The 26741-nt window shown below is 58.8% G+C and carries 18 protein-coding genes; 11 read left to right on the top strand and 7 right to left on the bottom strand.

The genetic code is table 11. From position 1 onward, the window contains the following. The first annotated feature begins 99 nt into the window (after positions 1-99). From JL015_RS09170 to etfB, 6 genes are all read left to right on the top strand, one after another. Positions 100-1077, top strand: coding sequence for a dipeptidase (locus JL015_RS09170; protein WP_025258233.1), 978 nt, complete (start codon positions 100-102; stop codon positions 1075-1077). Between the two features lie 82 nt (positions 1078-1159). After that, positions 1160-1690, top strand: a complete 531-nt coding sequence (locus JL015_RS09165) for a DUF5943 domain-containing protein (RefSeq protein WP_201001684.1) — start codon at positions 1160-1162, stop codon at positions 1688-1690. Positions 1691-1705: 15 nt separating this feature from the next. Further along, positions 1706-3766 carry a dimethylglycine demethylation protein DgcA gene (gene dgcA / locus JL015_RS09160; RefSeq protein WP_201018237.1) on the top strand — a complete coding sequence of 687 codons (2061 nt, stop codon included), beginning with the start codon at positions 1706-1708 and terminating at the stop codon, positions 3764-3766. A 109-nt stretch (positions 3767-3875) separates the two neighbouring features. Further along, a complete protein-coding gene (gene dgcB, locus JL015_RS09155; protein WP_201018236.1) occupies positions 3876-5837 on the top strand; it encodes a dimethylglycine demethylation protein DgcB in 1962 nt (653 codons plus the stop codon). Then, complete coding sequence (gene etfA / locus JL015_RS09150) at positions 5837-7057, top strand: electron transfer flavoprotein subunit alpha (RefSeq protein ID WP_201018235.1); 1221 nt, start codon at positions 5837-5839, stop codon at positions 7055-7057. The genes dgcB and etfA overlap by 1 nt, the downstream gene beginning before the upstream one ends. Next, a complete protein-coding gene (gene etfB / locus JL015_RS09145) occupies positions 7047-7868 on the top strand; it encodes an electron transfer flavoprotein subunit beta (RefSeq protein ID WP_201018234.1) in 822 nt (273 codons plus the stop codon). The genes etfA and etfB overlap by 11 nt, the downstream gene beginning before the upstream one ends. Positions 7869-8262: 394 nt before the next feature. On the opposite strand, the gene JL015_RS09140 is transcribed toward etfB, so the two are convergent. Beyond that, positions 8263-8583 (bottom strand): hypothetical protein, encoded by a 321-nt coding sequence (locus tag JL015_RS09140; RefSeq protein ID WP_201018233.1) that lies wholly within the window; start codon positions 8581-8583, stop codon positions 8263-8265. A gap of 18 nt (positions 8584-8601) precedes the next feature. After that, complete coding sequence (gene gbcA, locus JL015_RS09135) at positions 8602-9900, bottom strand: glycine-betaine demethylase subunit GbcA (RefSeq protein WP_201018232.1); 1299 nt, start codon at positions 9898-9900, stop codon at positions 8602-8604. Between the two features lie 320 nt (positions 9901-10220). Here gbcA and gbcB point away from each other — a divergent pair, with 320 nt between their 5' ends. Beyond that, on the top strand, positions 10221-11321 hold the full coding sequence (gene gbcB / locus JL015_RS09130; RefSeq protein WP_201018231.1) for a glycine-betaine demethylase subunit GbcB: 1101 nt from the start codon (positions 10221-10223) through the stop codon (positions 11319-11321). Positions 11322-11366: 45 nt separating this feature from the next. On the opposite strand, the gene JL015_RS09125 is transcribed toward gbcB, so the two are convergent. Then, a complete protein-coding gene (locus JL015_RS09125; protein WP_095067247.1) occupies positions 11367-11627 on the bottom strand; it encodes a hypothetical protein in 261 nt (86 codons plus the stop codon). A 360-nt stretch (positions 11628-11987) separates the two neighbouring features. Between JL015_RS09125 and JL015_RS09120 the strand changes: the two genes are divergently transcribed. Together JL015_RS09120 and JL015_RS09115 are read left to right on the top strand one after the other, a co-directional pair. After that, positions 11988-12956, top strand: a complete 969-nt coding sequence (locus tag JL015_RS09120) for a WD40 repeat domain-containing protein (RefSeq protein WP_236250193.1) — start codon at positions 11988-11990, stop codon at positions 12954-12956. A 131-nt stretch (positions 12957-13087) separates the two neighbouring features. Continuing rightward, the gene (locus JL015_RS09115; protein WP_201018230.1) at positions 13088-13924 is read left to right on the top strand and encodes a 23S rRNA (adenine(2030)-N(6))-methyltransferase RlmJ; all 837 of its coding nucleotides are present in this window, start codon (positions 13088-13090) and stop codon (positions 13922-13924) included. A 79-nt stretch (positions 13925-14003) separates the two neighbouring features. Here JL015_RS09115 and msrA read toward each other — a convergent pair whose 3' ends face one another. The 4 genes from msrA to aceE all read right to left on the bottom strand — a co-directional run bounded on the left by msrA (position 14004) and on the right by aceE (position 22180). After that, positions 14004-14651, bottom strand: coding sequence for a peptide-methionine (S)-S-oxide reductase MsrA (gene msrA / locus JL015_RS09110; protein WP_201018229.1), 648 nt, complete (start codon positions 14649-14651; stop codon positions 14004-14006). An 89-nt stretch (positions 14652-14740) separates the two neighbouring features. Continuing rightward, on the bottom strand, positions 14741-17434 hold the full coding sequence (locus tag JL015_RS09105; RefSeq protein WP_201001700.1) for a sensor domain-containing phosphodiesterase: 2694 nt from the start codon (positions 17432-17434) through the stop codon (positions 14741-14743). Between the two features lie 314 nt (positions 17435-17748). Continuing rightward, the gene (gene aceF, locus JL015_RS09100; protein ID WP_201018228.1) at positions 17749-19380 is read right to left on the bottom strand and encodes a dihydrolipoyllysine-residue acetyltransferase; all 1632 of its coding nucleotides are present in this window, start codon (positions 19378-19380) and stop codon (positions 17749-17751) included. A 154-nt stretch (positions 19381-19534) separates the two neighbouring features. Further along, positions 19535-22180, bottom strand: a complete 2646-nt coding sequence (gene aceE, locus JL015_RS09095) for a pyruvate dehydrogenase (acetyl-transferring), homodimeric type (protein WP_201018227.1) — start codon at positions 22178-22180, stop codon at positions 19535-19537. A gap of 384 nt (positions 22181-22564) precedes the next feature. On the opposite strand from aceE, the gene glnE reads away from it, so the two are divergent. Next, positions 22565-25522 carry a bifunctional [glutamate--ammonia ligase]-adenylyl-L-tyrosine phosphorylase/[glutamate--ammonia-ligase] adenylyltransferase gene (gene glnE / locus JL015_RS09090; RefSeq protein WP_201018226.1) on the top strand — a complete coding sequence of 986 codons (2958 nt, stop codon included), beginning with the start codon at positions 22565-22567 and terminating at the stop codon, positions 25520-25522. A gap of 184 nt (positions 25523-25706) precedes the next feature. Next, positions 25707-26741, top strand: a complete 1035-nt coding sequence (gene waaF, locus JL015_RS09085; protein ID WP_095067242.1) for a lipopolysaccharide heptosyltransferase II — start codon at positions 25707-25709, stop codon at positions 26739-26741.

The following is a 26741-nucleotide window of genomic DNA, read 5'->3' as shown; positions in this document are numbered from 1 at the left end:
CGTTTTTGCACCCGGCTCGCCGGACCCTCCGGCATATGCTGACCCCAATAGCGCCGACAGCCGATTCGGCGCGCAAGTACCTAAAAAGGGGACAGCCTGATGAGCCCAGCCGAACTGCACGCCGATAGCATCGTCATTGACGGGCTGATTATCGCCAAATGGAATCGCGAGCTGTTTGAAGACATGCGCAAGGGTGGCCTGACCATGGCCAACTGCACGGTATCGGTGTGGGAAGGTTTCCAGGCCACGATCAACAGCATCTGCACCAGCCAGAAACTGATGCGCGAAAACAGCGACCTGGTGATGCCGGTCCATACCACCGCCGACATCCGCAAGGCCAAGGAACTGGGCAAGACCGGGATTCTGTTCGGCTTCCAGAATGCTCATGCCTACGAAGACCAGATCGGCTATGTCGAGATCTTCAAGCAACTGGGCGTTGGCATCGTGCAGATGTGCTACAACACCCAGAATCTGGTGGGCACCGGCTGCTACGAGCGCGACGGCGGCCTGTCGGGCTTCGGGCGCGAAATCGTGGCCGAGATGAACCGCGTGGGTGTCATGTGCGACCTGTCCCATGTGGGCTCCAAGACCTCCGAAGAGGTCATCCTCGAGTCGAAGAAACCGGTGTGCTACTCCCACTGCCTGCCGTCCGGCCTCAAGGAACACCCGCGCAACAAATCCGACGCCGAACTGAAGTTCATCGCCGATCACGGCGGCTTTGTCGGCGTGACCATGTTTGCGCCGTTCCTGGCCAAGGGCATCGAGTCGACCATCGACGATTACGCCGAAGCCATCGAATACACCATGAACATCGTCGGTGAGGACGCCATCGGCATCGGCACCGACTTCACCCAGGGCCATGGACAGGACTTCTTCGAGTACCTGACTCATGACAAGGGCTACGCCCGTCGGCTGACCAGCTTCGGAAAGATCATCAACCCGCTGGGCATCCGCACCGTAGGCGAATTCCCGAACCTGACCGAAACCCTGCTCAAGCGCGGCCATAGCGAGCGTGTCGTGCGCAAGATCATGGGTGAGAACTGGGTCAACGTCCTCCGAGACGTCTGGGGCGAATAACCGCCACCCACACCTTATTGAATTGATAACCCCGCTGCCCTGTGCGCAGTGGGCGTAACCCGAATTTCTGGAGTTTGACCCCATGGCTAAAATCGCCCCGCAACTGCCTATCGAAGTCGACAGCGAAACCGGCGTCTGGACCTCCGATGCATTGCCGATGCTCTATGTGCCGCGCCATTTCTTCGTCAATAACCATATGGGTATTGAAGAGGTGCTGGGTGCCGAGGCCTACGCCGAGATTCTCTACAAGGCCGGTTATAAATCTGCCTGGCACTGGTGCGAAAAAGAGGCCGAATGCCACGGCATTGAAGGCGTTGCGGTGTTCGAGCACTACATGAATCGCCTGTCGCAGCGTGGCTGGGGGCTGTTCAAGATTCAGGATATCGATCTGGAAAAAGGCACCGCCAGCGTCAAGCTTGAGCACTCGGCGTTTGTGTATGTGTACGGCAAGGTCGGGCGCAAGGTCGATTACATGTTCACTGGCTGGTTCGCCGGAGCAATCGATCAGATCCTGGCCGCCAGCGGCAGCTCGATCCGTACCGTTGCCGAGCAGGTTTACGGCGGTTCGGAAGAAGGTCATGACGACGGTCTGTTTGTCGTCAAACCGTTGTAAGTCGAGGATCGTGTTATGGCTTTCGAAGCGATGTTCCAGCCGATCCAGATTGGCAAACTGACGATCCGCAACCGCGTCCTGAGTACCGCTCACGCCGAGGTCTATGCCACCGATGGCGGGATGACCACCGACCGTTACGTGAAGTACTACGAAGAGAAAGCCAAGGGCGGCATCGGCCTGGCGATCTGCGGCGGTTCTTCCAGTGTGGCCATCGACAGTCCGCAAGGCTGGTGGAAGTCGGTCAACCTGGCCACTGACAAGATCATCCCGCATTTCCAGAACCTTGCCGACGCCATGCACAAGCACGGCGCCAAGATCATGATCCAGATTACCCACATGGGGCGTCGTTCGCGCTGGGACGGCGATCACTGGCCGACCCTCATGTCGCCGTCCGGTATTCGTGAGCCGGTACACCGTGCGACCTGCAAGACCATCGAGCCGGAAGAAATCTGGCGAGTAATCGGCAACTACGCCAGTGCTGCGGCACGCGCCAAGGCCGGTGGCCTGGATGGCGTCGAGCTGTCCGCCGTACACCAGCATATGATCGACCAGTTCTGGAGCCCGCGCGTCAACAAGCGTACCGATGAGTGGGGCGGCAGTTTCGAGAACCGCATGCGTTTTGGCCTGGAAGTGATCAAGGCTGTACGCAAGGAAGTGGGGCCTGATTTCTGTGTGGGCATTCGTATCTGTGGCGACGAATTTCATCCTGATGGCCTGAGCCATGAGGACATGAAGGAAATCGCCAAATACTACGACGCCACCGGCATGATCGACTTCATCGGCGTCGTAGGTTCGGGCTGCGACACCCATAACACCCTGGCCAACGTTATCCCCAACATGAGTTATCCACCGGAGCCGTTCCTGCATCTGGCGGCCGGTATCAAGGAAGTGGTCAAGGCGCCTGTACTGCACGCGCAGAACATCAAGGACCCGAATCAGGCCACCCGGATTCTGGAAGGTGGCTATGTGGATATGGTCGGCATGACCCGCGCCCATATCGCCGACCCGCACCTGATTACCAAGATCAAGATGGGGCAGGTCGATCAGATCAAGCAGTGCGTCGGTGCCAACTACTGCATCGACCGCCAGTACCAAGGGCTGGATGTGCTGTGCATCCAGAACGCCGCCACGTCCCGTGAGTACATGGGCGTGCCGCACATCATCGAGAAATCCGCCGGGCCGAAGCGCAAGGTGGTGATTGTCGGTGCCGGTCCTGCTGGCATGGAAGCCGCTCGCGTGTCTGCCGAACGTGGCCATGACGTCACGCTGTTCGAGAAGAAGGAATTCATCGGCGGGCAGATCACCACGGCGTCCAAGGCACCGCAACGTGACCAGATTGCCGGGATCACCCGCTGGTTCCAGCTGGAGCTGGCGCGCCTGAAAGTCGATCTGCGTCTGGGCACCGCTGCCGATGCGGCGACCATTCTCGACCTGCGCCCGGACATCGTGGTGCTGGCGGTGGGCGGTCATCCGTTTCTGGAGCAGAACGAGCACTGGGGCGCGGCCGAAGGGCTGGTGGTCAGCAGTTGGGACGTGCTGGATGGCAAGATCGCGCCGGGCAAGAACGTGCTGGTCTACGACACCATCTGTGAGTTCACCGGCATGTCCGTGGCCGACTTCCTGGCCGACAAGGGCTCGCAGGTCGAGATCGTCACCGATGACATCAAACCCGGAGTCGCGATTGGCGGCACCTCGTTCCCGACCTACTACCGCAGCATGTATCCCAAGGAAGTGATCATGACCGGCGACATGATGCTGGAAAAGGTCTACCGCGAAGGCGACAAGCTGGTTGCCGTGCTGGAGAACGAATACACCGGCGCCAAAGAGGAACGGGTGGTCGACCAGATCGTCGTCGAAAACGGTGTGCGTCCGGACGAAGAGCTCTATTACGGGCTCAAGGAAGGTTCGCGCAACAAAGGCCAGATCGACATCGAGGCCCTGTTCGCCATCCAGCCACAACCTTCGCTGAGCCAACCAGGTGACGGCTACCTGCTGTTCCGCATCGGCGACTGCGTGGCCCAGCGTAATACCCATGCAGCGATCTATGACGGATTGCGGTTGTGTAAGGATTTTTGAGGAAAGCTGCAAGCCATAAGCTGTAAGCAGCAAGAGAGGGCAGCGGATCTGCTGTGCTTTTACTTGTCGCTTACGGCTTGTGGCTTGCACCTCGCCAGAGGTTATTCTGATGTTGAGCACCATTCTCCCCCTCCTGCTCTTCGCTGCCCTGGCCCTTGCGGTGCTGGGGGCTTTGCGGCGGGTCAAAATGTGGCGCAATGGTCGGGCTTCCAAGGTCGATCTGCTGGGCGGGCTGCTGGCCATGCCCAAGCGTTATATGGTCGATCTGCACCATGTCGTCGCTCGGGACAAATACATTGCCAACACCCACGTCGCTACGGCCGGTGGGGCGGTGGCGTCTATCGTGCTGGCGATTCTGGTGCATGGTTTCGGCTTGCATAACCGCTTCCTGGGTTATGCCTTGCTGCTGATGTCGGCAGTGATGTTCGTGGGGGCGGTGTTTGTCTATCGTCGCCGGCTGAATCCGCCAGCGCGTCTGTCCAAAGGGCCGTGGATGCGTCTGCCGAAAAGCCTGATGGCGTTTTCTGCCAGCTTCTTTCTGGTGACCTTGCCGGTTGCGGGCATTCTGCCCGAGAACTTCGGTGGTTGGTTGCTGGCCGTGATTCTGGGTGTGGGCGTGCTGTGGGGCGTCAGCGAGCTGTTTTTCGGCATGACCTGGGGCGGGCCGATGAAGCACGCCTTCGCCGGAGCCTTGCACCTGGCCTGGCACCGGCGTGCCGAGCGCTTTGGTGGTGGTCGCTCCACCGGCCTGAAGCCGCTGGACCTTGCTGACCCGAGCGCGCCTCTGGGTGTGGAAAAACCCAAGGACTTCACCTGGAACCAGTTGCTGGGTTTTGACGCCTGTGTGCAGTGCGGTAAATGCGAAGCGGCTTGTCCGGCGTTTGCTGCCGGGCAGCCCTTGAACCCCAAGAAGCTGATTCAGGACATGGTGGTTGGCTTGGCGGGCGGCACCGATGCCAGATTTGCAGGCAGCCCGTATCCATCCCTCGACGGCAAGGGCAAGCCCATCGGCGAACATGGCGGCAATCCGCATCAGCCTATCGTCAACGGGCTGGTGGATGCCGAGACGCTATGGTCCTGCACCACTTGTCGAGCGTGCGTGGAAGAGTGCCCGATGATGATCGAGCACGTGGATGCCATCGTCGACATGCGCCGTCACCTGACCCTGGAAAAAGGCGCGACCCCCAACAAGGGCGCCGAAGTGCTGGATAACCTGATCGCCACCGATAACCCCGGTGGGTTCGCTCCGGGCGGGCGGATGAACTGGGCGGCGGACCTGAACCTTGACCTGCTCAGCGAGAAGAAAACCACCGACGTGCTGTTCTGGGTCGGCGATGGCGCGTTCGATATGCGCAACCAGCGCACGCTGCGCGCCTTCGTCAAAGTCCTGAAAGCCGCGAAGGTCGACTTCGCCGTGCTGGGCCTTGAAGAACGCGACAGTGGCGATGTGGCCCGTCGTCTGGGCGATGAAGCGACTTTCCAGATGCTGGCCAAGCGCAATATCCAGACACTGGCCCGGTACAGCTTCAAACGCATCGTTACCTGCGACCCGCACAGCTTCCATGTGCTGAAAAACGAGTACGGCGCTTTTGGTGGCGACTACCTCGTGCAGCATCACAGCACTTACATGGCTGAGCTGCTTCAGGGCGGCGCCCTCAAGCTCGGTCAACACAAAGGCTCCAGCGTGACCTATCACGATCCATGCTATCTGGGCCGTTACAACGGCGAGTACGAAGCGCCGCGTGAGGTGTTGCGCGCCCTGGGCATCGAGGTCAAGGAAATGCAGCGCTCCGGCTTCCGCTCCCGTTGCTGCGGTGGCGGTGGCGGCGCGCCCATTACCGACATTCCCGGCAAGCAGCGGATTCCCGACATGCGTATGGAAGATATCCGCGAAACCGATGCCGAACTGGTGGCAGTAGGTTGCCCACAATGCACTGCGATGCTTGAAGGTGTGGTCGAGCCGCGTCCGTTGATCAAGGACATTGCCGAGCTTGTGGCCGATGCCTTGATTGAAGAGCCGGTGGCCAGCAAGCCAGCGCCTGCCAGGCGTGAACCTGCGGAGGTGCATTGATGAGCGACATTATCCGCCGCGACCCGCGTGCAGAATGGATTGCCCGTAACCGTCTGCATCCCTTGCATGCGGCGATGCAGCCCGTACAAACGAGCTGGATGGGGCCCAACGGTCTGGTGCGCAAGAACGTGCATGGGCTGGGTTTTATCGGCCCCAACGGCATCAAGCGCATCGACCGCAGTGGCGCACAGCAGGGCGGTACGGCCAAGCGTTCGGCAGTCGTCGAAGTCAGCCTGCCGCTGCATCAAGTACCGGAGCCGGCTTTTTACATCACGGTTGTACCCGATATGGTCGGTGGCCGCCTGAGCAGTCACGACCGTGATCTATTGGGAATGGCTCACCAACTGGCTGGCGTCGATGGCGCTGTATTGGCGGTGGTGTTTGGTGAGCACAAGGAAAGCACTTTCGATACAGCGGGTGTCGATCGCCTGTTGGTGCTTGATGGCGATGAATTCAGCGGTTATTCACCCGAGCAGCGCGTGCAAGGGCTGCGGGCTGTGGATAACCAGTTCAACCCTCGGCACTGGCTGCTGCCTGACAGCCGCAGCGGCGGCGGGGAGTTGGGGCGGCGTTTTGCTGCCAGCCTGGGCGAGCGCCCGGCGACTCGTGTCTGGCAGGTCAAGGATGAGCAATGTATCGGGCGTGCCGGAGCGGGGCGTGAAGATCTGGCCCGCCCGCTGGCCCGTCTGATTCTGGCGGCTGCCGAGTGCGCCGAACCTGTCAGTGAAACCCGACATGAAGCGCTGCCAGTGGAGTTATCCACACCTGTGGCCCGCAGTCTGGCCCGCATTGAAGATCTCGGTGCTGTCGCGGTCGATCCGGCAGTTATCCCCATGGCCGAGGCGGAGTTCATCTTCTCGGGCGGCAATGGCGTCAAGGATTGGGACCTGTTCCATCGCACAGCGGCTGCCTTGGGCGCGACCGAGGGCGCATCCAGGGTAGCTGTGGACGACGGCTTCATGAGCCGGGATCGTCAGGTCGGTGCCAGCGGCACCTGGGTCACGGCACGGGTCTATGTGGCTGTGGGTATCTCGGGCGCGATCCAGCACCTGCAAGGCATCGGCGCCTGCGACAAGGTGATTGCGATCAATCTGGATGCCGGCTGCGACATGATCAAACGTGCCGATCTGTCGGTGATCGGTGAGAGCGCAGAACTCCTCAATGCCTTGATCGACGCGGTCGAGGCTTATCGCAATGAGGCAAAACGTGATGCGGCCTGAGCAAGCGAGTTCGTCTGTGGATAATTCTTCATTGAACAAGAGCGCATTGCAGGTCATGAGCCTGGTGTCCATCGGCTCCCATCCGGCTTCGGGACGCGCCCGCCGCGCCGAGCAGGATGCCCGCGCCGTGGAACTGGGTCTGCAACTGGCTGGGGATAACTTGCAGGTGTTGCATGCGGGCAATGCTCTGGAACCGGTATTGCGGGCCTATATGGGCATGGGGCTGGATGAGTTGCAGGTGCTGGAGCAGCCAGAAGGCGCGGATGCATTGCCTGCGCTGACCGATTACATCCGCGATTCGGCGGTACAGATTGTCCTCACCGGCAGCCAGGCGGAAACCGGTGAAGGTTCGGGCATGCTGCCGTTTCTGCTGGCGGAAAGGCTTGGCTGGCCGCTGGTGGTGGGGCTGGCTCAGGTTGAGTCGCTGGACAACGGCGTGGCCCTTGTTCTGCAAGCCTTGCCGCGAGGCCAGCGGCGACGCCTGAAGGTTCGCCTGCCGTTTCTGGCCACTGTGGATAACGCAGCGCCCAAGCCACGTCAGAGCGCGTATGGCCCGGCGCAGCGTGGAGCCCTGGGTGTGGAGGAGGTGGAAGTGGTTGTGGATGAGTTACTCACAGCTCATGCTCTGCAACCGGCTAAACCTCGCCCAAAACGCCTGAAAGTGATCAAGGCCAAGAGCGGCGCCGATCGGATGAAAGCCGCAACCGCCAAGGCCAGCGGCGGCACCGGGCAAGTCCTCAAGGGCGTCAGCCCGCAAGAGGGTGCCGCAGCGATCCTCAAGCTGTTGGTCGAAGAAGGCGTCATCCGATAAAAACCGTAGGAGCGAATTCATTCGCGAAATAGCACATTCGCGAATGAATTCACTCCTACGCGGTTATCCACCGCAGTTACACACATTCCCTGTGCGCCCACCTGTGGATAACGTGTTCGCGGGTTGCTGAACCCCATGTAAACCGTGCCTTACAGGCCTCTGGTTGAAAAATTATCAACCTAACTTGCGGTTTTTACTGACTTTTCCATGTGGATAAACAATCCACCGATCATCACGCACTCAATCAATTGCCCACAATCTCTGTTGGCCTCTCTGTGGACAAGTTGTTCGTGATCTCCTGAGAGCCATATAAAACGTGGCTTACAAGCTTTCGTATAAAAAATGATCAATTGATCGTCAATCGGCATAAAGCTCGCTTTGAAGCCTTGCTGCATCACGTCTTGAGCAGTTTTCCACAGTCCATAGCCTCCAGATCCGAAGTTGCCCCCAAAGTCTGTTGGCGCTTCTGTGGATAAGGTGTTCGTGTTCCTTTACAGCCCATTGAATACAAGGCTTTCAAAGGTTTGGTCAAAAAATGATCAGATTGTTCCGCAATTGCAACAATCACTAAGTCTCGGTTTTTTCTGGATTTTCGAGAGCCGGGAAGATGACTTTCCCACAATTGCTGTGGGTTGCTCTGTGGATAAGTTGTTCGCTGACCCCGGAAGAGGGCGGCAGAGCTGGCCTGCGAGGGAGTTGGATGTTTTTTGATCAACACCCAACTCCGCCAGGGTTACTCGTGGTTGACCGCTACGCCTTTGAGGTATGGAGCCGGTTCTGCACCGAGGTTCTCCAGAACGCGGGAGCTGTACCAGTCGATGAAGTTGACCACGCCGAACTCATAGGTCTTGGAGTACGGGCCTGGCTGGTAGGCGCTGGAGTTGATACCGCGCTGGTTCTCTTCGGCCAGGCGACGGTCCTGATCGTTGGTGGCATCCCAGACCTGGCGCATGCGCTCCACGTCGTAATCGACACCTTCCACGGCATCCTTGTGGACGATCCACTTGGTCGTGACCATGGTTTCCTGAGCGCTGATCGGCCATACCGTGAAGACGATGATGTGATCGCCCATGCAGTGGTTCCAGGAGTGCGGCAAGTGCAGGATGCGCATCGAGCCCAGATCCGGGTTCTGGATACGGCCCATGAGCTTCTTGCAGCCGACCTTGCCATCCATGGTCATGGACACGGTGCCCTTGAGCAGCGGCATGCGCACTATGCGGTTGCGCAGGCCAAAGCTGGCGTGTGCGTAGGGAATCTTCTCGGCGTCCCAGGCTGCGGCGGAGGCGGCCACATGGTCCTTGAAGGTCTGATCGGCACGCGGGTCGGTGACGTCGTCCCATTCCAGCAGGGTTTTCAACAGCTCCGGGTGTGAGCCGTTGCAGTGATAGCACTCGCGGTTGTTTTCGATCACCAGCTTCCAGTTGGCCTTTTCCATCAAGGTGGTCTGTACCGCCACCTTGGTGTTTTCCATGTCGTAGGGTTCCATGTAGTGCTTGAGCGTGGCGAGGAACTCATCGATGGCGGGTGGATTCTCCGCCAGGCTGATGAAGATATAGCCGCCTGCGGTCTTGACGTTCACGGGCTTGAGGCTGAAGTTCTTCATGTCGAAGTCGTCGCCCATCTCGGTACCCGCGTACAGCAGGCGTCCGTCCAGCTCGTACGTCCACTGGTGGTAAGGGCAGACCAGCTTGGCGACCTTGCCTTTCTCGCCGGTACACAGGCGTGAGCCGCGGTGACGGCAGACATTGTGGAATGCATTTACGCTGCCGTCCGGGGCGCGCACGACGAGGATCGGGTTCTTGCCGATCTGCAACGTCAGGTAGTTGCCCTTGGCCGGGATTTCGCACGTCATCCCCGCAATCAGCCATTCTTTGTGAAAGATTTCCTGCATGTCGATTTCAAACAGTCGGTCATCACTGTAGAAAGGCTGCGGCAGCGAATAGGTGCGTTCGCGATTCTGCAGCATCTCGGCAGTGGCCTTGCGTGCTGGTTCCAGTGGGTCGCCAAGGCTCAAGGTTGCGGTGATGTCCATTTTTCAAGTTCCCTCATGACCGCATCTATGGCGGCCTGCGAATGTGGCTAATACGGTTCTTTGCAGCACTGCACGCAAGACGATTCGGGATCGCTCATGCTTGTGAATTCTTTCGTGGCTGTTCCGGAGTGTGGAGCTGGGCGCGGACTGAACCTTATCCATGGGCGACATGGCCGAATCCGTTCCCGACTAGGGAAGCCACGGTCTATGGGGGCTGGTCGCCGTAAGTACGTGAATGTCGTTGATAGGTAAATGCGCCTCCTGCGCGTTACGCAGAATCCCCATCATAAAAGGCCGACAGTCGGTCGTGGAGATCAAGTATGTCCCAGAGCTTTCTCAACCCGGTAACCACCCAGACATGGGCCAATGGCCGCCATCTTGTGCGCGTCGTCAAGGTGATCCAGGAAACCTGGGATGTGCGGACCTTCTGCTTCATGGCCGACCAGCCGATCCTGTTCTTTTTCAAGCCGGGCCAGTTCGTTACCCTGGAGCTGGAAATCGATGGCCTGCCCATCATGCGCTCATACACCATTTCCAGCTCGCCGTCGGTGCCGTACAGTTTCTCCATCACCGTCAAGCGCGTGCCGGGCGGCAAGGTTTCCAATTACCTGCACGATACGCTGCATGAAGGCCAGGAGCTGGCGGTACACGGGCCGGTCGGGTTGTTCAATGCCATCGACTTCCCGAACCCGAAGATTCTCTACCTGAGCGGTGGCGTCGGCATCACCCCGGTCATGTCCATGGCCCGCTGGTTCTACGACACCAACGCCAATGTCGACATGGTGTTCGTACACAGCGCCCGCTCACCCAAGGACATCATCTATCACCGCGAGCTGGAACACATGGCTTCGCGGATCGATAACTTCAGCCTGCACCTGATCTGTGAGAAGCACGGCCTCGGCGAGCCATGGGCCGGTTATCGCGGTTACCTGAACCAGAGAATGCTGGAGCTGATGGCGCCGGACTACAAGGATCGCGAGGTGTTCTGTTGTGGGCCGACGCCGTACATGAGTGCGGTCAAGCGCATGTTGCAGGAAAGCGGCTTCAACATGGCGCAGTACCATGAAGAGTCGTTTGGCGCGACGCCACCGGAAGTCCGCGCCGAGGCCGTGGAACATGCCGAGATCGCTGCGGATGCGCCGGATATCGATCTGGCTGACCTGCATCAGGTTGAGTTCACCGACACCGGCAAGAGTATCCGCGTCGCGCCGGGCGAAACCGTCCATGCAGCGGCTTCCAAGCTGGGCCTGATGATTCCCAAGGCCTGCGGCATGGGCATCTGCGGAACCTGCAAGGTCATGAAACTCAGTGGCGAAGTAGAGATGGAGCACAATGGCGGGATTACCGACGAGGATGTCGAAGAAGGTTACATCCTGTCGTGCTGTAGCGTGCCCAAGGGGGATGTGCGGATCGAGTATTGATTCCACAGAGGGCGCATCGAGCATGCGCCCGGTTTCTTTCCTGCTTTAGCCGTGATTCTGTTTATAGGTCGCCAGTGCTGGCAGCAATTGCTGATCGATGGCCTGACGTACCGCTGGCAATATGGTTGCACTGCCGGTCAGCAATTGTTCGACCAGACGCCGCAAGGCTGTTGCGCGTTCATCGGTCAGGCCACACACCGCTTGCGTACAGGCCTGCTCGGCTGTTGCGCCACTGGGCATCTCAAACCCCAGTGCCCTGAGCTGGCTCAGCAAGTCTTCTTGATCAATCAAATCCGCATGCATCATGACGAGTGTTCCTTTGATCGGGTAAGGCCTCGATTCTGGTAGTGCGCTGCTGCCGCATCAACCCCGCTTGCAGTGAATGGCTCGATTACCTACGAGCATGTCGTTTTCAGTCAGGTTCTATCAGAGGAAAGTCGATCAATGGTCGGTTTTTTTCGTTTCACCTGTCATTTCTGACAGTACCCAACTTATCGCCTTGGGTATTCAATAATCCCCTGTTATTTCTGGCTAAAAAGGAGGGCTCGACTGGGTAATGACTCATCCAGTGAAGCACATGATTGATTGGCTAATGCTTGACGCTTTAAAGGCAGCACCTGTTTTCTCGAATGATGGTCTGAACAGGCCAAGGGATTGGTGGGTTAAATGCAAAGAAAAATATTTCCAGGCACGGTTTTTCCAAGCCAAAGAACAGAGTTTCCCTTTCCGCTATCACCTCCGCATGAGGCAAGACTTCTTGCCAGTATTCCTTTGAGTTTCGCACCCAAGGAGATAGATGTAAGCCCTGATGACACGATGCTTTTTGTCTCTCATGAAGACGGGAGTCGGGTCAGTTTTATCGATATTGACAGCCGTGAAGTTGTATCCAGCCTGCAGAGAGGCTGTGTGGGCGATGTGGCTGTCAGCCCGGATGGACGCAAGCTCTATGTGGCCGGGGAAGATGAATGCTCTGTCATTGATATCCAGCGCAACAAGCTCGTCGCTATCCTCGATTCGGAGGGGGTCGATAGAATTGCGGCCAGCCCGGACGGGAGTTTTATATGCTTGTCTTTCCGTTACGCGCCGGGCGGTCTTATCCGCATGGTGGATGCCGTTGATTACAATGCCGAGAGTAATTTTGACCTGGGCAGAATGTCGAATGCGGCTCTGGTCATGGCAGTCAGCCCGGATGGGCACTACATCTATGCTTCAGAACTTGCCGATGATCCCGACAGTGCCGTAGCGATGATTGATACACGGGATTATTCGCAAGTGGATATTCCAGGTTTCAGAAATCCCTGCTCCATGGCAGTCAGTTCGGATGGCAGACAGCTTTATGTCGGCGGTTTTGATGAGATGTTTGTGACGGACACGGCAACTCACAAGATCCTGTACACACTGGAGTTTGGTTCACGGGGTTACCCGGTCAATATCATCGGGGGAACAGCGGACGATAAGTATGTGTACGCCATTCATTCCTGTAATTTTGATTTGTATAGAGTCGATACGACGGAGAAAACAGCGACGCGCATCGACTTCTTTCACTCTGTAGGGGACGCTGTCTTGAACCGTCAGGGTAATCGTCTCTATACCACTCATCCTGACAGGAAGTGGATTTCCATTTATGCCTTGTAGTGTGGCAATGCTGGATCTTGTAAAGCGCAACTTACCGGAAGGGTGATTAAAGCCATTCACCCTTACCCTTGAAAGCACTGTCTTGTTCCCGCCCGAGTTTTGCTAAACTGCGCAGCCTTCCAGGAGCTGCCATGAATTACCGTCACGCCTTCCACGCTGGCAACCATGCCGATGTGTTCAAACACCTGACCCTGACTCGCTTGATCGCCCTCATGGCGCGCAAGGAGCAACCTTTCGCCTACCTCGACACCCACGCGGGGCTGGGGCTTTACGATCTCAAGGGCGATCAGGCCACCCGCACCGGTGAATGGCTGGAAGGTATCGGGCGCCTGTGGAACGCGCCGGACCTGCCTGCGCTGGCCGCCGATTACCTGCAAGTGCTGCACGACATGAACCCCGATGGCGAACTGCGCTATTACCCCGGATCACCGGAACTGGCCCGTCGCCTGACCCGTGAACGTGAGCGCGTGCTGCTCAACGAGAAGCACCCTCAGGACGGGCAGTTGCTCAAGGAAAACATGAAGGGTGATCGTCGGGTTGCCGTACATCTGGGTGAAGGCTGGCATGTTCCGCGAGCCTTGCTGCCGGTTGCCGAAAAGCGTGCGGTGATGCTGATTGACCCGCCTTTCGAGCAGCTTGATGAGATGAAACGCTGTGCGGTCGCCCTCAAGGAAGCCATCGGCCGCATGCGCCAGACTGTTGCTGCGATCTGGTATCCCGTCAAGGACCAGCGCCAGCTCAAGCGCTTCTACCAGGACCTGGCCGAAACCGGCGCGCCGAAGCTCCTGCGCGTCGAGCTGTATGTTCACCCACTGGACACCCCCGCAAGCCTAAACGGCTCAGGTCTCGCGATCGCCAACCCGCCTTGGGGGCTTGAAGAGGAACTGCGCGAACTGATGCCTTACCTGGCCGCGAAACTGGGACAGACCCAGGGTGGCTGGAAGATGGATTGGTTGATAGCGGAATAGGGGGGAGCTGCAAGCTGTAAGCCGCAAGCTTCAAGTTAAAAGCGCTTGCAGCTTGCAGCTTGCGGCTTTTAGCTTCCGGCTACGCCGGCAAACAGACGCCTGTCCCGCCCAGTCCGCAATAACCCTGTGGGTTCTTGGCCAGGTATTGCTGGTGGTACGCTTCGGCGTAGTAGAAGGTCGGAGCCTGGTCGATTTCGGTGGTGATCTCGCCCAGCCCGGCTTTGCTCAACTCGGCCTGGAAGGCTTTTTCGCTGGCTTTGGCTGCATCGAGCTGTTCTGGCTTGGTGCAGTAGATCACCGAACGGTACTGAGTGCCGATATCGTTGCCCTGACGCATGCCCTGGGTCGGGTTGTGCGCTTCCCAGAATGTCTTGAGCAGCGATTCGTAGCTGATCTCCTCTGGCTCATACACCACCAGAACCACTTCGCTATGGCCGGTCAGGCCCGAGCAGACTTCTTCATAGGTAGGGTTTGGTGTCATGCCGCCTGCATAGCCCACAGCGGTGCTGACCACGCCAGGTTGTTGCCATAGGCGTCGTTCCGCGCCCCAGAAGCAACCCATGCCGAAGATCGCGAACTCAACCGTGCCCGAGAATGGCCCCAGCAATGGGTTGCCGTTGACGAAGTGCTGTTCCGGAACGGCGATAGGTGTTTCACGGCCTGGCAGTGCTTGCTGGGCGGTAGGGAGTACATTTTTGTTCACTAGAATTTCCGAGCGAAGAGTCATGAACCATATCCTCTCGATAAGTGAAAACAGATTAGAGGGATAAACAGTCCGACAGTGTGCCCGAGAGTCCGGTGTACAGGGAAGGGGGGTCAGGCCGACGGTCGGCGCGGGTAGCGTTGCAGTTTTTCGATCAGTTCTTCGCCGGGGATCGGCTTGTCGAACAGATAGCCCTGGCCCACGTCGCAGCGATGGCGGCGCAGAAACTTCAATTGAGCCGCGGTTTCTATGCCTTCGGCCACGACTTTGAGCTTGAGGTTGTGGGCCATGGCGATCACCGCCGAGGTGATTTCCATGTCGTCCTCGTCATCCGGAATATCGCGGATGAAACTGCGGTCGATCTTGATCACATCGATGGGGAATTTCTTCAGGTAACTGAAGGACGAATAGCCTGTACCGAAGTCATCCATCGCCAGCGACAGGCCCAGTTTTTTCAGCGAGTCGAGTTGCTGGCGAGTGTCTTCGGTGGCTTCCAGCAGCAGGCCTTCGGTCAGTTCCAGTTCCAGCAGAGACGCATCGAGTGCTTCTTCTTCAAGAATCGAGGCGATGGAAGAGACCAGGTCCGGGTCGGAGAACTGCTTGGGCGAGACATTGATCGCCACCTGCAAGTTACCGAATCCGGCAGCAGTCAGCGCTTTGCTCATGCGGCAGGACTGACGTGCCACCCACTTGCCGATTGGAATGATCAGGCCGGTTTCTTCGGCAACGCTGATGAACTGGTCCGGCCGGATCATGCCTTTTTCCGGGTGGTTCCAGCGCAACAGGGCTTCCATGCCCAGCAGACGGCCGCTGCGCAGGCACAGTTTGGGCTGGTAGAAGACTTCGAGTTCATTCTGGGTCAGGGCTCGACGCAGGTTGTTCTCGACGAACAGTTTGTAACTGGCTTCGGCGTTGAGCGCTTCGGTGAAGACCTGAACCTGATGCTTGCCGTTGGCTTTGGCCTTGTGCAGCGCCAGACCGGCGTTTTTCATCAGGGTCTGCGGGTCGCGGCCATGCAGCGGCGCGCAGGCCAGGCCGACTGAACCGGTGACGCTGATGAGCTGGTTATCGACGAACATAGGTTTGTCCAGAGTCGCCAGCACCTGACTGGCAACGTTCTGCCCGGCTTCAAGCCCGCTCTGGTCGAGCAGCACGGCAAACTCGTTACTGGCAAACCGCGCCAGTATGTCGGACGGGCTGAGGGTATTGCGCAGGCGGCGAGCCAGGCTGATCAGCAGCTTGTCGCCCGTCTGATGGCCCAGGCTGTCGTTGATTCGCTTGAAGTTGTCGATATCCACCAGCAACAGGCTCATGGGCGTATCGCTGTCTCTGGCGAAGCGCTCATCCAGATTGCGGATGAAGGCTGGCCGGTTGCCCAGGTTAGTCAGGTTGTCGGTGTAAGCCAGGCGCTCGATGCGCTGCTGCGCGAGTTTGCTCTGGGTGATGTCTTCGTAAATGCCGATGTAGTGCGTCAACTCGCGGTTGTCGCCATAGACCTTGGAAATCGACAGCTGGCCCCAGTAGGGTTCCAGGTTCTTGCGACGGCTCTTGAACTCGCCTTGCCAGCTGTTGCTTTTGGTCAGGCTGGAGTTGGCGTCGAGCAGCAATGCATTGAGGTTTTCCAGCGCCGGCAGTTCCGACAGCTTGTGGCCGTGAACTTCTTCGGAACTGTACTGGGTGATGGCCGTGAAGCTTGGGTTGACGTACTCGACCACGCCGTCGCAGTTGACCAGCAGGAAGGCGTTGGCGCTTTGCTCGACGGCACGCTGGAACAGGTACAGCGCGTTGGTTGCGGCACGTCGGCTGTGGTTGTTGATGACTTGCGCGAACTGGTCGGCCAGCTCGCCGGCAAAGGTTATTTCGTCAGGTTGCCACTCTCGGGTCGAGCCGGTCTGCTCAAGGCACAGAACACCGACGACCTGGCCATCGATGCGGATACTGGCGTCCAGGATGGCATTGATGCCTTGTGGCAAGAGAGTGTCGGCGATCTCGCGAGTGCGTGGATCGTTCTGCACGTTGCTGACATCGATTGCCCGGCTGTTGTGCAAGGCGTCCAGATAATTGGGGTACTGACTGATATCAAGTGGTTTTCGCACCTGATAATCGCAGCTTTGCCGGTGATAGTCGGCAATCGACTCCATACGCTGCTCGTGGAGGCTCCAGATACCGACACGGTCGACATCGTAGATATCACAGGCGCTTTTGGTGATCAGTTCTGCGGCTTCAAGCACCGAGTTGGCAGTGTTGTAGCGATGGCGTGTCAGGCGCAGGATCAGCTCTTGCTGAGCGCGGACACGCTCCAGATGAGCGAGCTGGTCACGCTGCGCACGCTGATTGAGTTCCAGAGCAATCTGCAGGCGTGAGTTCTGGGTTTCCAGATCCGGGCCGAACGTCTGTTCACTTTCGGCAAGCAGCCCTTCGACGACCAGGAAATACCCGCGCAGCAGATGACGATTGTGTTGTTTGTAGGCTTCACCGATTTCCAGAAGACCCAGCGGGCCTTTGGGGGTGTGCAGCGTATAGCGGACCAGATAAAACGGAGCGGATGCCAGTTGTAGCTGGATCTCGTCATGCAGCTGATAGCGCGCCTCCGGCTCCATCAGGCTGGCGTAGGGCGAACCGATCAGGGCGCAGAGTTCCACGGCAGGCAGGCCGAACTGTTTTTCGCAGTTAGGATCGAGAAACAGCAGCGCCCAATTGGCTTCATTAAGCCGCTCGAAACGCAGCATGCCCAGGCGCGAAGGCACCGGCAATTGCGTTACTACCTCGGCTGCCGTTCTGCCGGCAGCATCGGTTTGGCTTTTCATGAACAAACTCGCTTCCGGAATACTGATCGCGTGAGGGCATTGGCCCTTGTCACTTTCGCGTACGGCAAGGTTGCATCATGCAGCGCGGGCTTACAAGAGAGCGCGGTGGCTTAGTGCTATAAAAGTGTCGGTCGGTTGACCTGGCTCGGTAATACAGGCGGTCAGTTCAGAAAACGGGGGCTTTGCCGAGGTATATAACCGGGACAACAGGCAAAAAAAGCCCCGCTTGAACAAACTGTTGAAGGCGGGGTGAGGTTCGAGCGTGGGCTCGCAAACAAGTAGCAAGGCCCGCCACGCGGCGGGCCTGCTCTGGCTTACAGCAGGATTGTGCGGATATCCGCCAGCAATTCGCTCAAGCGCTTGGTGAAGCGGGCAGCAGCCGCGCCGTTGATTACGCGGTGATCGTAGGACAGCGACAGAGGCAGCATCAGTTTCGGCTGGAAGGCTTTGCCGTCCCAGACTGGCTGGATGGTTGCCTTGGAAACGCCCAGGATCGCGACTTCCGGTGCATTGACGATCGGCGTGAAGCCGGTGCCGCCGATGTGGCCGAGGCTGGAGATCGTGAAGCATGCGCCTTGCATGTCGTTCGCGGTCAGCTTCTTGTTGCGTGCCTTTTCAGCCAGTGCGGCTGCTTCGGCTGCCAGTTGCAGCAGGTTTTTCTGGTCGACGTCGCGGATCACAGGGACCAGCAGGCCTTCCGGGGTGTCCACGGCGAAGCCGATGTGTACGTATTTCTTGCGGATGACCGCTTTGCCGCTTGGTGCCAGCGAGGCGTTGAAGTCCGGCAGCTCCTTGAGCAGGTGCGCGATGGACTTGAGCAGCAGTGGCAGAACGGTCAGCTTGACGCCAGCCTTCTCTGCAGCGGCCTTCTGCGCAACACGGAAAGCTTCCAGGTCGGTGATGTCGGCCTGGTCGAATTGCGTGACGTGCGGAATGTTCAGCCAGCTGCGGTGCAGACCGCTCGCGCCCAGTTGCATCAGGCGGGTCATCGGTACTTCTTCGATTTCGCCGAAACGGCTGAAGTCGACTTCCGGAATCGGCTGGATGCCTGTGCCGCCGCTTACGCCGCCGGCTGGTGCTTCCTTGGCCTTCAGCAGTTGGGCCTTGACGTAAACCTGTACGTCTTCTTTCAGCACGCGGCCGTGTGGACCGGTTGCGCTGACAGCGCTCAGCTCGACGCCGAACTCGCGAGCCAGTTGGCGAACTGCCGGGCCTGCGTGAACCTTGGCACCGCTTTGAGCGGCTGCTGGAGCTGGAGCGGCTTCTGGCTTGGCAGCAGGCGCGGCAGCCGGAGCTGCTTCAGCCTTGGCCGGGGCCGCTGCCGGAGCGCTGGCAGCCGGAGCTGGTGCAGCGGCAGGCGCGGCGCCTGCGATTTTCAGTTTCAGGATCAGGTCGCCGGTGCCGACTTCCTGTTCCAGCTTGACTTCGACGCTCTCGACCACGCCAGCGGCAGGAGACGGGATCTCCATGCTTGCCTTGTCGGATTCCAGAGTGATCAGCGATTGGTCGGCCTGGATGCTGTCGCCTGGCTTGACCAGAACTTCGATGATCTTGGCCTTGCCCGACGAACCGATATCCGGAACGTGGATGTCCTGAACGGTGGCGCTGGCAGCTGGTGCTGGCGCAGGTGCAGCGGCTGGAGCTTCGGCCGGTTTCTCGGCGGCGGCAGGAGCCGGTGCAGGTTCGGCAGCAGCGGCCGGAGCAGCAGCTTCGCCTTCGACTTCCAGTTCAAACAGCTCGTCGCCTTCTTTCAGGCGGTCGCCCAGCTTGACCTTCAGAACCTTGATGACGCCGGCCTTGGGAGCAGGGATTTCCATGCTCGCCTTGTCGGATTCAAGGGTCAGGATACTTTGGTCGGCTTCGATACGATCACCGACCTTGACCAGCAACTCAATGACTTCACCTTCACCGTTGCCGATGTCGGGTACGCGAATTAACTCACTCACAATGTTTCTCCTTCGCAGAACCTGTTCATTCTCGATTGCGCCGTATCCAGTTGCAACGAAACAGCGTTGGATGCTCATTTACAGGTGTAAATTCCGCATCCTCGGCTGTTTCACGCCTTTGATCGGCGCAGGTTACCGATTTTGAAGCAGACTCTTAACAGTCCAGTGGGTTGCGTTTCTCAGGATCGATACCGAACTTGGCAATGGCCTCGGCCACGACTTTAGGTTCGATGTCGCCACGGTCAGCCAAGGCTTCCAGGGCTGCCAGCACCACGAAGTTGCGGTCGACTTCAAAGAAGTGACGCAGCTTGCGGCGGCTGTCGCTACGGCCGAAGCCGTCGGTGCCCAGCACTTTGTATTCCTTGGATGGAACCCACTGACGGATCTGATCGGCGAACAGCTTCATGTAGTCGGTGGATGCGATGACCGGACCTTTACGGCCGCCCAGGCATTGCTCGACGTAAGTCTGCTTCGGCTTCTGGCCAGGATGCAGACGGTTGGAGCGTTCTACCGCCAGGCCGTCACGGCGCAGTTCGTTGAAGCTGGTGACGCTCCAGACGTCGGCGCCGACGTTGAACTCGTCACGCAGGATCTTCGCTGCTTCGCGGACTTCACGCAGGATGGTGCCCGAGCCCAGCAGCTGGACGTGATGCGCAGCAGCCTTGGTGTCTTCCTCAAGCAGGTACATACCCTTGATGATGCCTTCCTCTGCACCGGCCGGAATGGCTGGCTGGGTGTAGGCTTCGTTCATCACGGTGATGTAGTAGAAGATGTCCTGTTGTTCTTCGGTCATCTTCTTCATGCCGTCCTGGATGATCACCGCCAGCTCGTAGCCGTAGGTTGGATCATAGGTGCGGCAGTTAGGTACGGTGGAGGCCAGGATGTGGCTGTGACCGTCTTCGTGCTGCAGGCCTTCACCGTTGAGCGTGGTACGCCCGGCGGTGCCGCCGATCAGGAAGCCACGGGTACGGCTGTCGCCAGCGGCCCATGCCAGATCGCCAATGCGCTGGAAGCCGAACATCGAGTAGAAGATGTAGAACGGCAGCATCGGCTGGTTGTGGTTGCTGTACGAAGTACCGGCAGCGATGAACGACGACATGGCGCCGGCTTCGTTGATGCCTTCTTCGAGGATCTGGCCCTTCTTGTCTTCGCGGTAGAACATCACCTGGTCTTTATCGACTGGCTCGTAGAGCTGGCCGACGGACGAGTAGATGCCCAACTGACGGAACATGCCTTCCATACCGAAGGTACGGGCTTCGTCCGGGATGATCGGAACGATGCGCTGACCGATTTCCTTGTCCTTGACCAGTTGCGCCAGGATGCGCACGAAAGCCATGGTGGTGGAGATTTCACGGTCGCCCGAGCCGTCCAGGATCGCTTTCAGCGTTTCCAGTGGTGGCGTCGGGATGCTGATGCTCTTGGCGCGGCGCTGTGGCACGAAACCGCCCAGGGCGCTGCGGCGCTCGGCCAGGTAACGGGCTTCGGCGCTGCCTTCTTCCGGACGGAAGAACGGCAGGCTTTCCAGGTCGGCGTCCTTGATCGGCACGTCGAAGCGGTCACGGAAGTGACGCAGGCTGTCGACATCGACCTTCTTGGTGTTGTGCGCGGTGTTCTTGGCTTCGCCTGCACCGGTACCGTAACCCTTGATGGTCTTGGCCAGGATGACAGTCGGCTGGTCTTTGTGGTTGACCGCCTGATGGTAGGCTGCATAGACCTTGTACGGGTCGTGGCCACCACGGTTGAGTTTCCAGATTTCGTCGTCGGACAGGTCTTCGACCATGGCCTTGAGTTCAGGCGTGTTGAAGAAGTGCTCGCGAACGAACGCTCCGTCCTTGGCCTTGTAGTTCTGGTACTCGCCGTCGATGACTTCGTCCATGCGGCGTTGCAGGGCACCGTTGGTGTCCTTGGCCAGCAGTGGGTCCCAGAAACGGCCCCAGATGACCTTGTTGACGTTCCATGCTGCACCGCGGAACACGCCTTCGAGTTCCTGGATGATCTTGGCGTTGCCGCGAACCGGGCCGTCGAGGCGCTGCAGGTTGCAGTTGATGACGAAGATCAGGTTGTCCAGCTTCTCGCGACCGGCCAGAGCGATGGCGCCCAGGGATTCCGGCTCGTCGGTCTCGCCGTCGCCCAGGAAACACCAGACTTTCTGCTTGCCTGCCGGGATGTAGCCGCGGTTTTCCAGGTACTTCATGAAGCGTGCCTGGTAGATCGCCTGGATTGGACCCAGACCCATGGATACGGTCGGGAACTGCCAGAAGTCAGGCATCAGCCATGGGTGCGGGTACGAGGACAGGCCTTTGCCGTCGACTTCCTGACGGAAGTTGTTCATCTGCTCTTCGCTGATGCGACCTTCAAGGAACGCACGGGCATAGACGCCTGGCGATGCGTGGCCCTGGAAGTAGATCAGGTCGCCGCCGTGCTCGTCGGTTGGAGCCTGGAAGAAGTAGTTGAAGCCGATGTCATACAGCGTTGCGCTGGAAGCGAAGCTGGAAATGTGACCGCCCAGGTCCGGGTCGTTCAGGTTGGTCTTTACGACCATTGCCAATGCGTTCCAGCGTACCAGCGAGCGAATGCGGCGTTCCATGAACAGGTCGCCAGGCATGCGTGCTTCGTGGGTGACTGGAATGGTGTTGCGGTATGGCGTGGTGATGGCGTAAGGCAGCTGCGAACCACTTCTAGTGGCCAGTTCGCCCATACGGGTCATCAGGTAATGAGCACGGTCTTCGCCTTCTTTGTCGAGAACCGATTCCAGGGCGTCCAGCCATTCCTGGGTTTCGACGGGATCGAGGTCTTGCATGGCTTGCTCCAGGGCGGAAAGGCTTCCAGAATCGGTTGCCTGAGTTTGCGACTGGCCTTTTGGGCAGACGACATAAAATTCTTGGATTACCGGAGGGTTGTTCCGGCGGCGTGTAGTTTTACTACAAATCGACGACCATTTCAGCCCTTCGAGTTACATACCCAGTAGTAAAACTACAGAGAAGCGACCAAATCGCTCCTGTCGTGTTGTGAGATAAAACGTTACCGTTGATGTGAGATTTATAATTCTTGGTGAAAAATTGGTGTCTGCTGCTAGTGAATCAAATTTTTCAGCAATTTATAACCTTTGTTCTACATTCGGTGGTTGCGCATGAAACTTGCGGACATTGCAGGTAGCCCATTGCACGCCGATCAAGGATAGACCATGAGCCTACCTTCGCTGGCCGATTTTCCGGCCATCCTGCTGCCTTTAGTTACCCGCGCACAACAGACATTTCGTACAGCGCTTGCTGGTTTGCCAAGTGATGCACTGACGTCTTTCGAGGCTTGGCCCGAGTCGCGCCGCCATGCATTCGATCGCGTCTGTGCATCCAGTGATTTCGTCACCGAACAGGTCTGCCGCGATCCCCGCATGCTTCTGGAGCTGGCCGGATCGGGCGAGCTGGAGCGCAGTTTCAGTGTGGGCGAACTGCGCGGGCAAATAGCTGCCGCCTTACTGGCTGCCAGCAGCGATGATGAACTGGGGCGTAATCTACGTCGCCAGCGCATGCGTCAGCAAGTGCGGATTATATGGCGTGACCTTACTCGTCAGGCAGATCTGATCGAAACCTGCCGTGACTTGTCCGAGATGGCCGATGCTTCCATCGACCTGGCGTACCAATGGCTGTACGAGCGTCACTGCCAGTTGCTCGGCACGCCGACCGGGCGCCGTACCGGCCAGCCGCAGCAGATGGTGATCCTCGGCATGGGCAAGCTGGGTGCCGTGGAGCTTAACCTGTCTTCGGATATCGACCTCATCTTCGCTTATCCCGAAGGCGGCGAGACAGTCGGTGCGAAGCGGGCGCTGGACAATCAGGAATTTTTCATTCGCCTGGGCCAGCGCTTGATCAAAGCACTGGACCCGGTGACAGTCGATGGCTTCGTGTTCCGCGTCGATATGCGTCTTAGGCCTTACGGTTCATCCGGGGCGCTGGTGCTGAGCTTCAATGCGCTGGAGCAGTATTATCAGGATCAGGGCCGTGACTGGGAACGTTACGCCATGATCAAGGCGCGGGTGGTGGGCGGCGATCAGGTGGCTGGCGAGCAATTGCTGCAAATGCTGCGTCCGTTCGTGTACCGCCGTTATCTGGATTTCTCTGCCATCGAAGCGCTGCGCACCATGAAGCAGTTGATCCAGCAGGAAGTCCGGCGCAAGGGCATGGCCGAGAACATCAAGCTTGGCGCTGGCGGCATCCGCGAAGTGGAATTCATTGCCCAGGCCTTCCAGTTGATTCACGGCGGCCGTGACCTGAGCTTGCAGCAGCGGCCATTGTTCAAGGTGCTGAAAACCCTGGAAGGCCAGGGCTATCTGCCTTCTGCCGTGATCGACGAATTGCGCGAAGGCTACGAGTTTCTGCGCTACACCGAGCACGCGATCCAGGCCATTGCCGACCGCCAGACGCAGATGCTGCCGGACAACGAGCAGGATCAGGCGCGCATTGCCTTGATGATGGGCTTTGCCGACTGGCCGACGTTCCATGAGCAACTGATGCATTGGCGTAGCCGGGTTTCATGGCATTTCCGCCAGGTCATTGCCGATCCGGACTCTGATGCCGATGACGAGCAGCAGGATGAAGGCGAAGTCATCGTGGGCGGTGAGTGGTTGCCGCTGTGGCAGGAGTCTCAGGATGAAGAGGCGGCTTGTCGCCAGTTGTCGCAAGCCGGCTTCGTCGATGCCGACAAGGCGATCCGCCAGTTGGCCAATCTGCGCGGCAGTCCACAGTTGCGTTCGATGCAGCGCCTGGGGCGCGAGCGTCTGGATGCCTTCATTCCCCGTCTGCTGGCCCAGGCCGTAGAACATCAAAGCCCGGATCTGGTCATTGAGCGAGTATTGCCGCTGGTCGAAGCGGTAGCGCGGCGTTCGGCTTATCTGGTGCTGCTCACGGAAAATCCCGATGCGCTGCGGCGTTTGCTGACTTTATGCGCTGCCAGCCCGTGGATCGCGGAACAGATTGCGCGCTTCCCGCTGCTGCTCGACGAGTTGCTCAACGAGGGACGCCTGTTCAATCCCCCGTTGGCGCCCGAACTGGCGGCCGAGCTGCGTGAAAGGCTGATCCGTATTCCCGAGGACGATCTTGAGCAGCAGATGGAGGCCTTGCGGCATTTCAAGCTCGCCCACCGTCTGCGGGTTGCGGCGTCCGAGATATCTGGCAGTTTGCCGCTGATGAAGGTCAGCGATTACCTGACCTGGCTGGCCGAGGCCATTCTGGAACAGGTTCTGGCGCTGGCCTGGCGACATACCGTTGCCCGGCACGGCACGCCTTCGCGCCCCGATGGCAGCCTGTGCAACCCGAGCTTTGTGATTGTCGGTTACGGCAAGGTGGGAGGTATCGAGCTGGGGCATGGCTCGGACCTGGATCTGGTCTTTATCCATGATGGTGATCCGCAGGCTGAAACCGATGGCGCCAAGCCTATCGACGGCGCGCAGTTCTTCACCCGCCTTGGTCAACGGATCATTCACCTGCTGACGACTCAGACCAACTCCGGCCAGCTTTATGAAGTAGATATGCGCCTGAGGCCATCCGGCGCGTCAGGCCTGTTGGTCAGCTCGCTGGGGGCTTTTGCTCGCTATCAGGAAAATGAAGCCTGGACCTGGGAACATCAGGCGCTGGTGCGTGCCAGGGTACTGATCGGCAGCCCGGATGTCGGGAACGAGTTCGCCAAAGTCCGGGCCTCGGTTCTGGGCCGCGAGCGCGATCTGGACAAACTGCGCTCGGAAGTCAGCGAGATGCGCGCCAAGATGCGCGATAACCTGGGGACTCGACTGACCGCAGCAGGAACGGCGGCCAATGCTTTCGATCCGGCAATGTCGTTCGACCTCAAGCAGGATGCCGGTGGTATCGTCGATATCGAATTTATGGTGCAATACGCGGCCTTGGCGTGGTCCAGAGAGCATCCCGCCTTGCTGCGCTACACCGATAACATTCGTATTCTCGAAGGCCTGGAAGAGGCCGGGTTGCTGCCTGATGCCGATGCCAGCCTGTTGCGCGAAGCCTATAAGGCATACCGTGCAGCGGCGCACCGTCAGGCATTGCAGAACCAGGCCGGAACAGTGGCCGGTGATCAGTTTGAAGTCGAGCGGCGCGAAGTGATGCGGATCTGGGCAGGGTTGGGACTGACCTGAACCCATGTTGTAGGAGCGGACTCATCCGCGAAAGTGCTTTGAAATGTTTCAGGCCCCTTCGCGAATGAATTCGCTCCTACGGTTTATCGAACGCTATATATAGATAGCTATGACAGGGAGGCGTCAGGTTGTGTGGGAAGGTCACGCAACCTGACAAGCCTCCCTGGCTGTTTTTGGATCGAGCATGAAAATTTTGATCGTTGGGCCTAGCTGGGTCGGTGACATGGTGATGGCGCAGACGCTGTTCCAGTGTCTGAAGCAGCGTCATCCTGAGTGCGAAATCGATGTGCTGGCTCCGGAGTGGAGCCGTCCGCTTCTGGAGCGCATGCCTGAAGTGCGTGCCGCCCTGAGCTTTCCGCTGGGGCATGGCGCGCTGGAGCTGTCGACCCGACGCCGGATCGGCAAATCCCTGGCCGGCCAGTACGATCAGGCCATCCTGCTGCCCAACTCGCTCAAGTCCGCGCTGGTGCCTTTCTTTGCGGGCATTCCCAAGCGCACCGGCTGGCGTGGCGAGTTCCGCTATGGCCTGCTCAATGACGTGCGGATTCTGGACAAACAGCGCTATCCACTGATGATCGAGCGTTTCATGGCCATGGCGTTCGACAAGGACGCAGAGTTGCCGCGCCCTTATCCGAAGCCAAGCCTGCAAATCGACACCGCTGTTCGTGATGCCGCGTTGGCCAAGTTCGGCCTGACGCTGGACCGACCGGTGCTGGCGCTATGCCCGGGTGCCGAGTTCGGTGAGTCCAAGCGCTGGCCGTCCGAGCATTACGCACAGGTGGCCGAGTCCCGGATTCGTGAAGGCTGGCAAGTCTGGCTGTTCGGCTCGAAGAAGGATCATCCGGTCGGCGAGAGCATTCGCGACTATCTGATCCCCGGCCTGCGTGAAGAGGCGGTCAACCTCAGCGGTGAAACTTCATTGGCCGAGGCCATTGATCTGTTGTCTTGTGCTGATGCCGTGGTGTCCAACGACTCCGGGCTGATGCACGTGGCGGCTGCGTTGAATCGTCCGCTGGTGGCGGTCTACGGCTCTACATCGCCCGGTTTCACGCCGCCTCTGGCCGATGAGGTCGAGATCGTGCAGTTGGGGATCGAATGCAGCCCCTGTTTCGAGCGCACATGCCGTTTTGGTCACTACAACTGCATGCGCCTGCTTGAGCCGAACTCCGTGGTCCAGGCATTGGGCCGTCTGGGCGGCACCCCGGTGGAGGTCGCCTGA

This window comes from Pseudomonas cichorii, from assembly GCF_015471405.1.
GTDB classification, from domain to species: Bacteria; Pseudomonadota; Gammaproteobacteria; order Pseudomonadales; family Pseudomonadaceae; genus Aquipseudomonas; species Aquipseudomonas serbiensis.
This window is presented reverse-complemented; position numbering and strand designations above follow the sequence as displayed.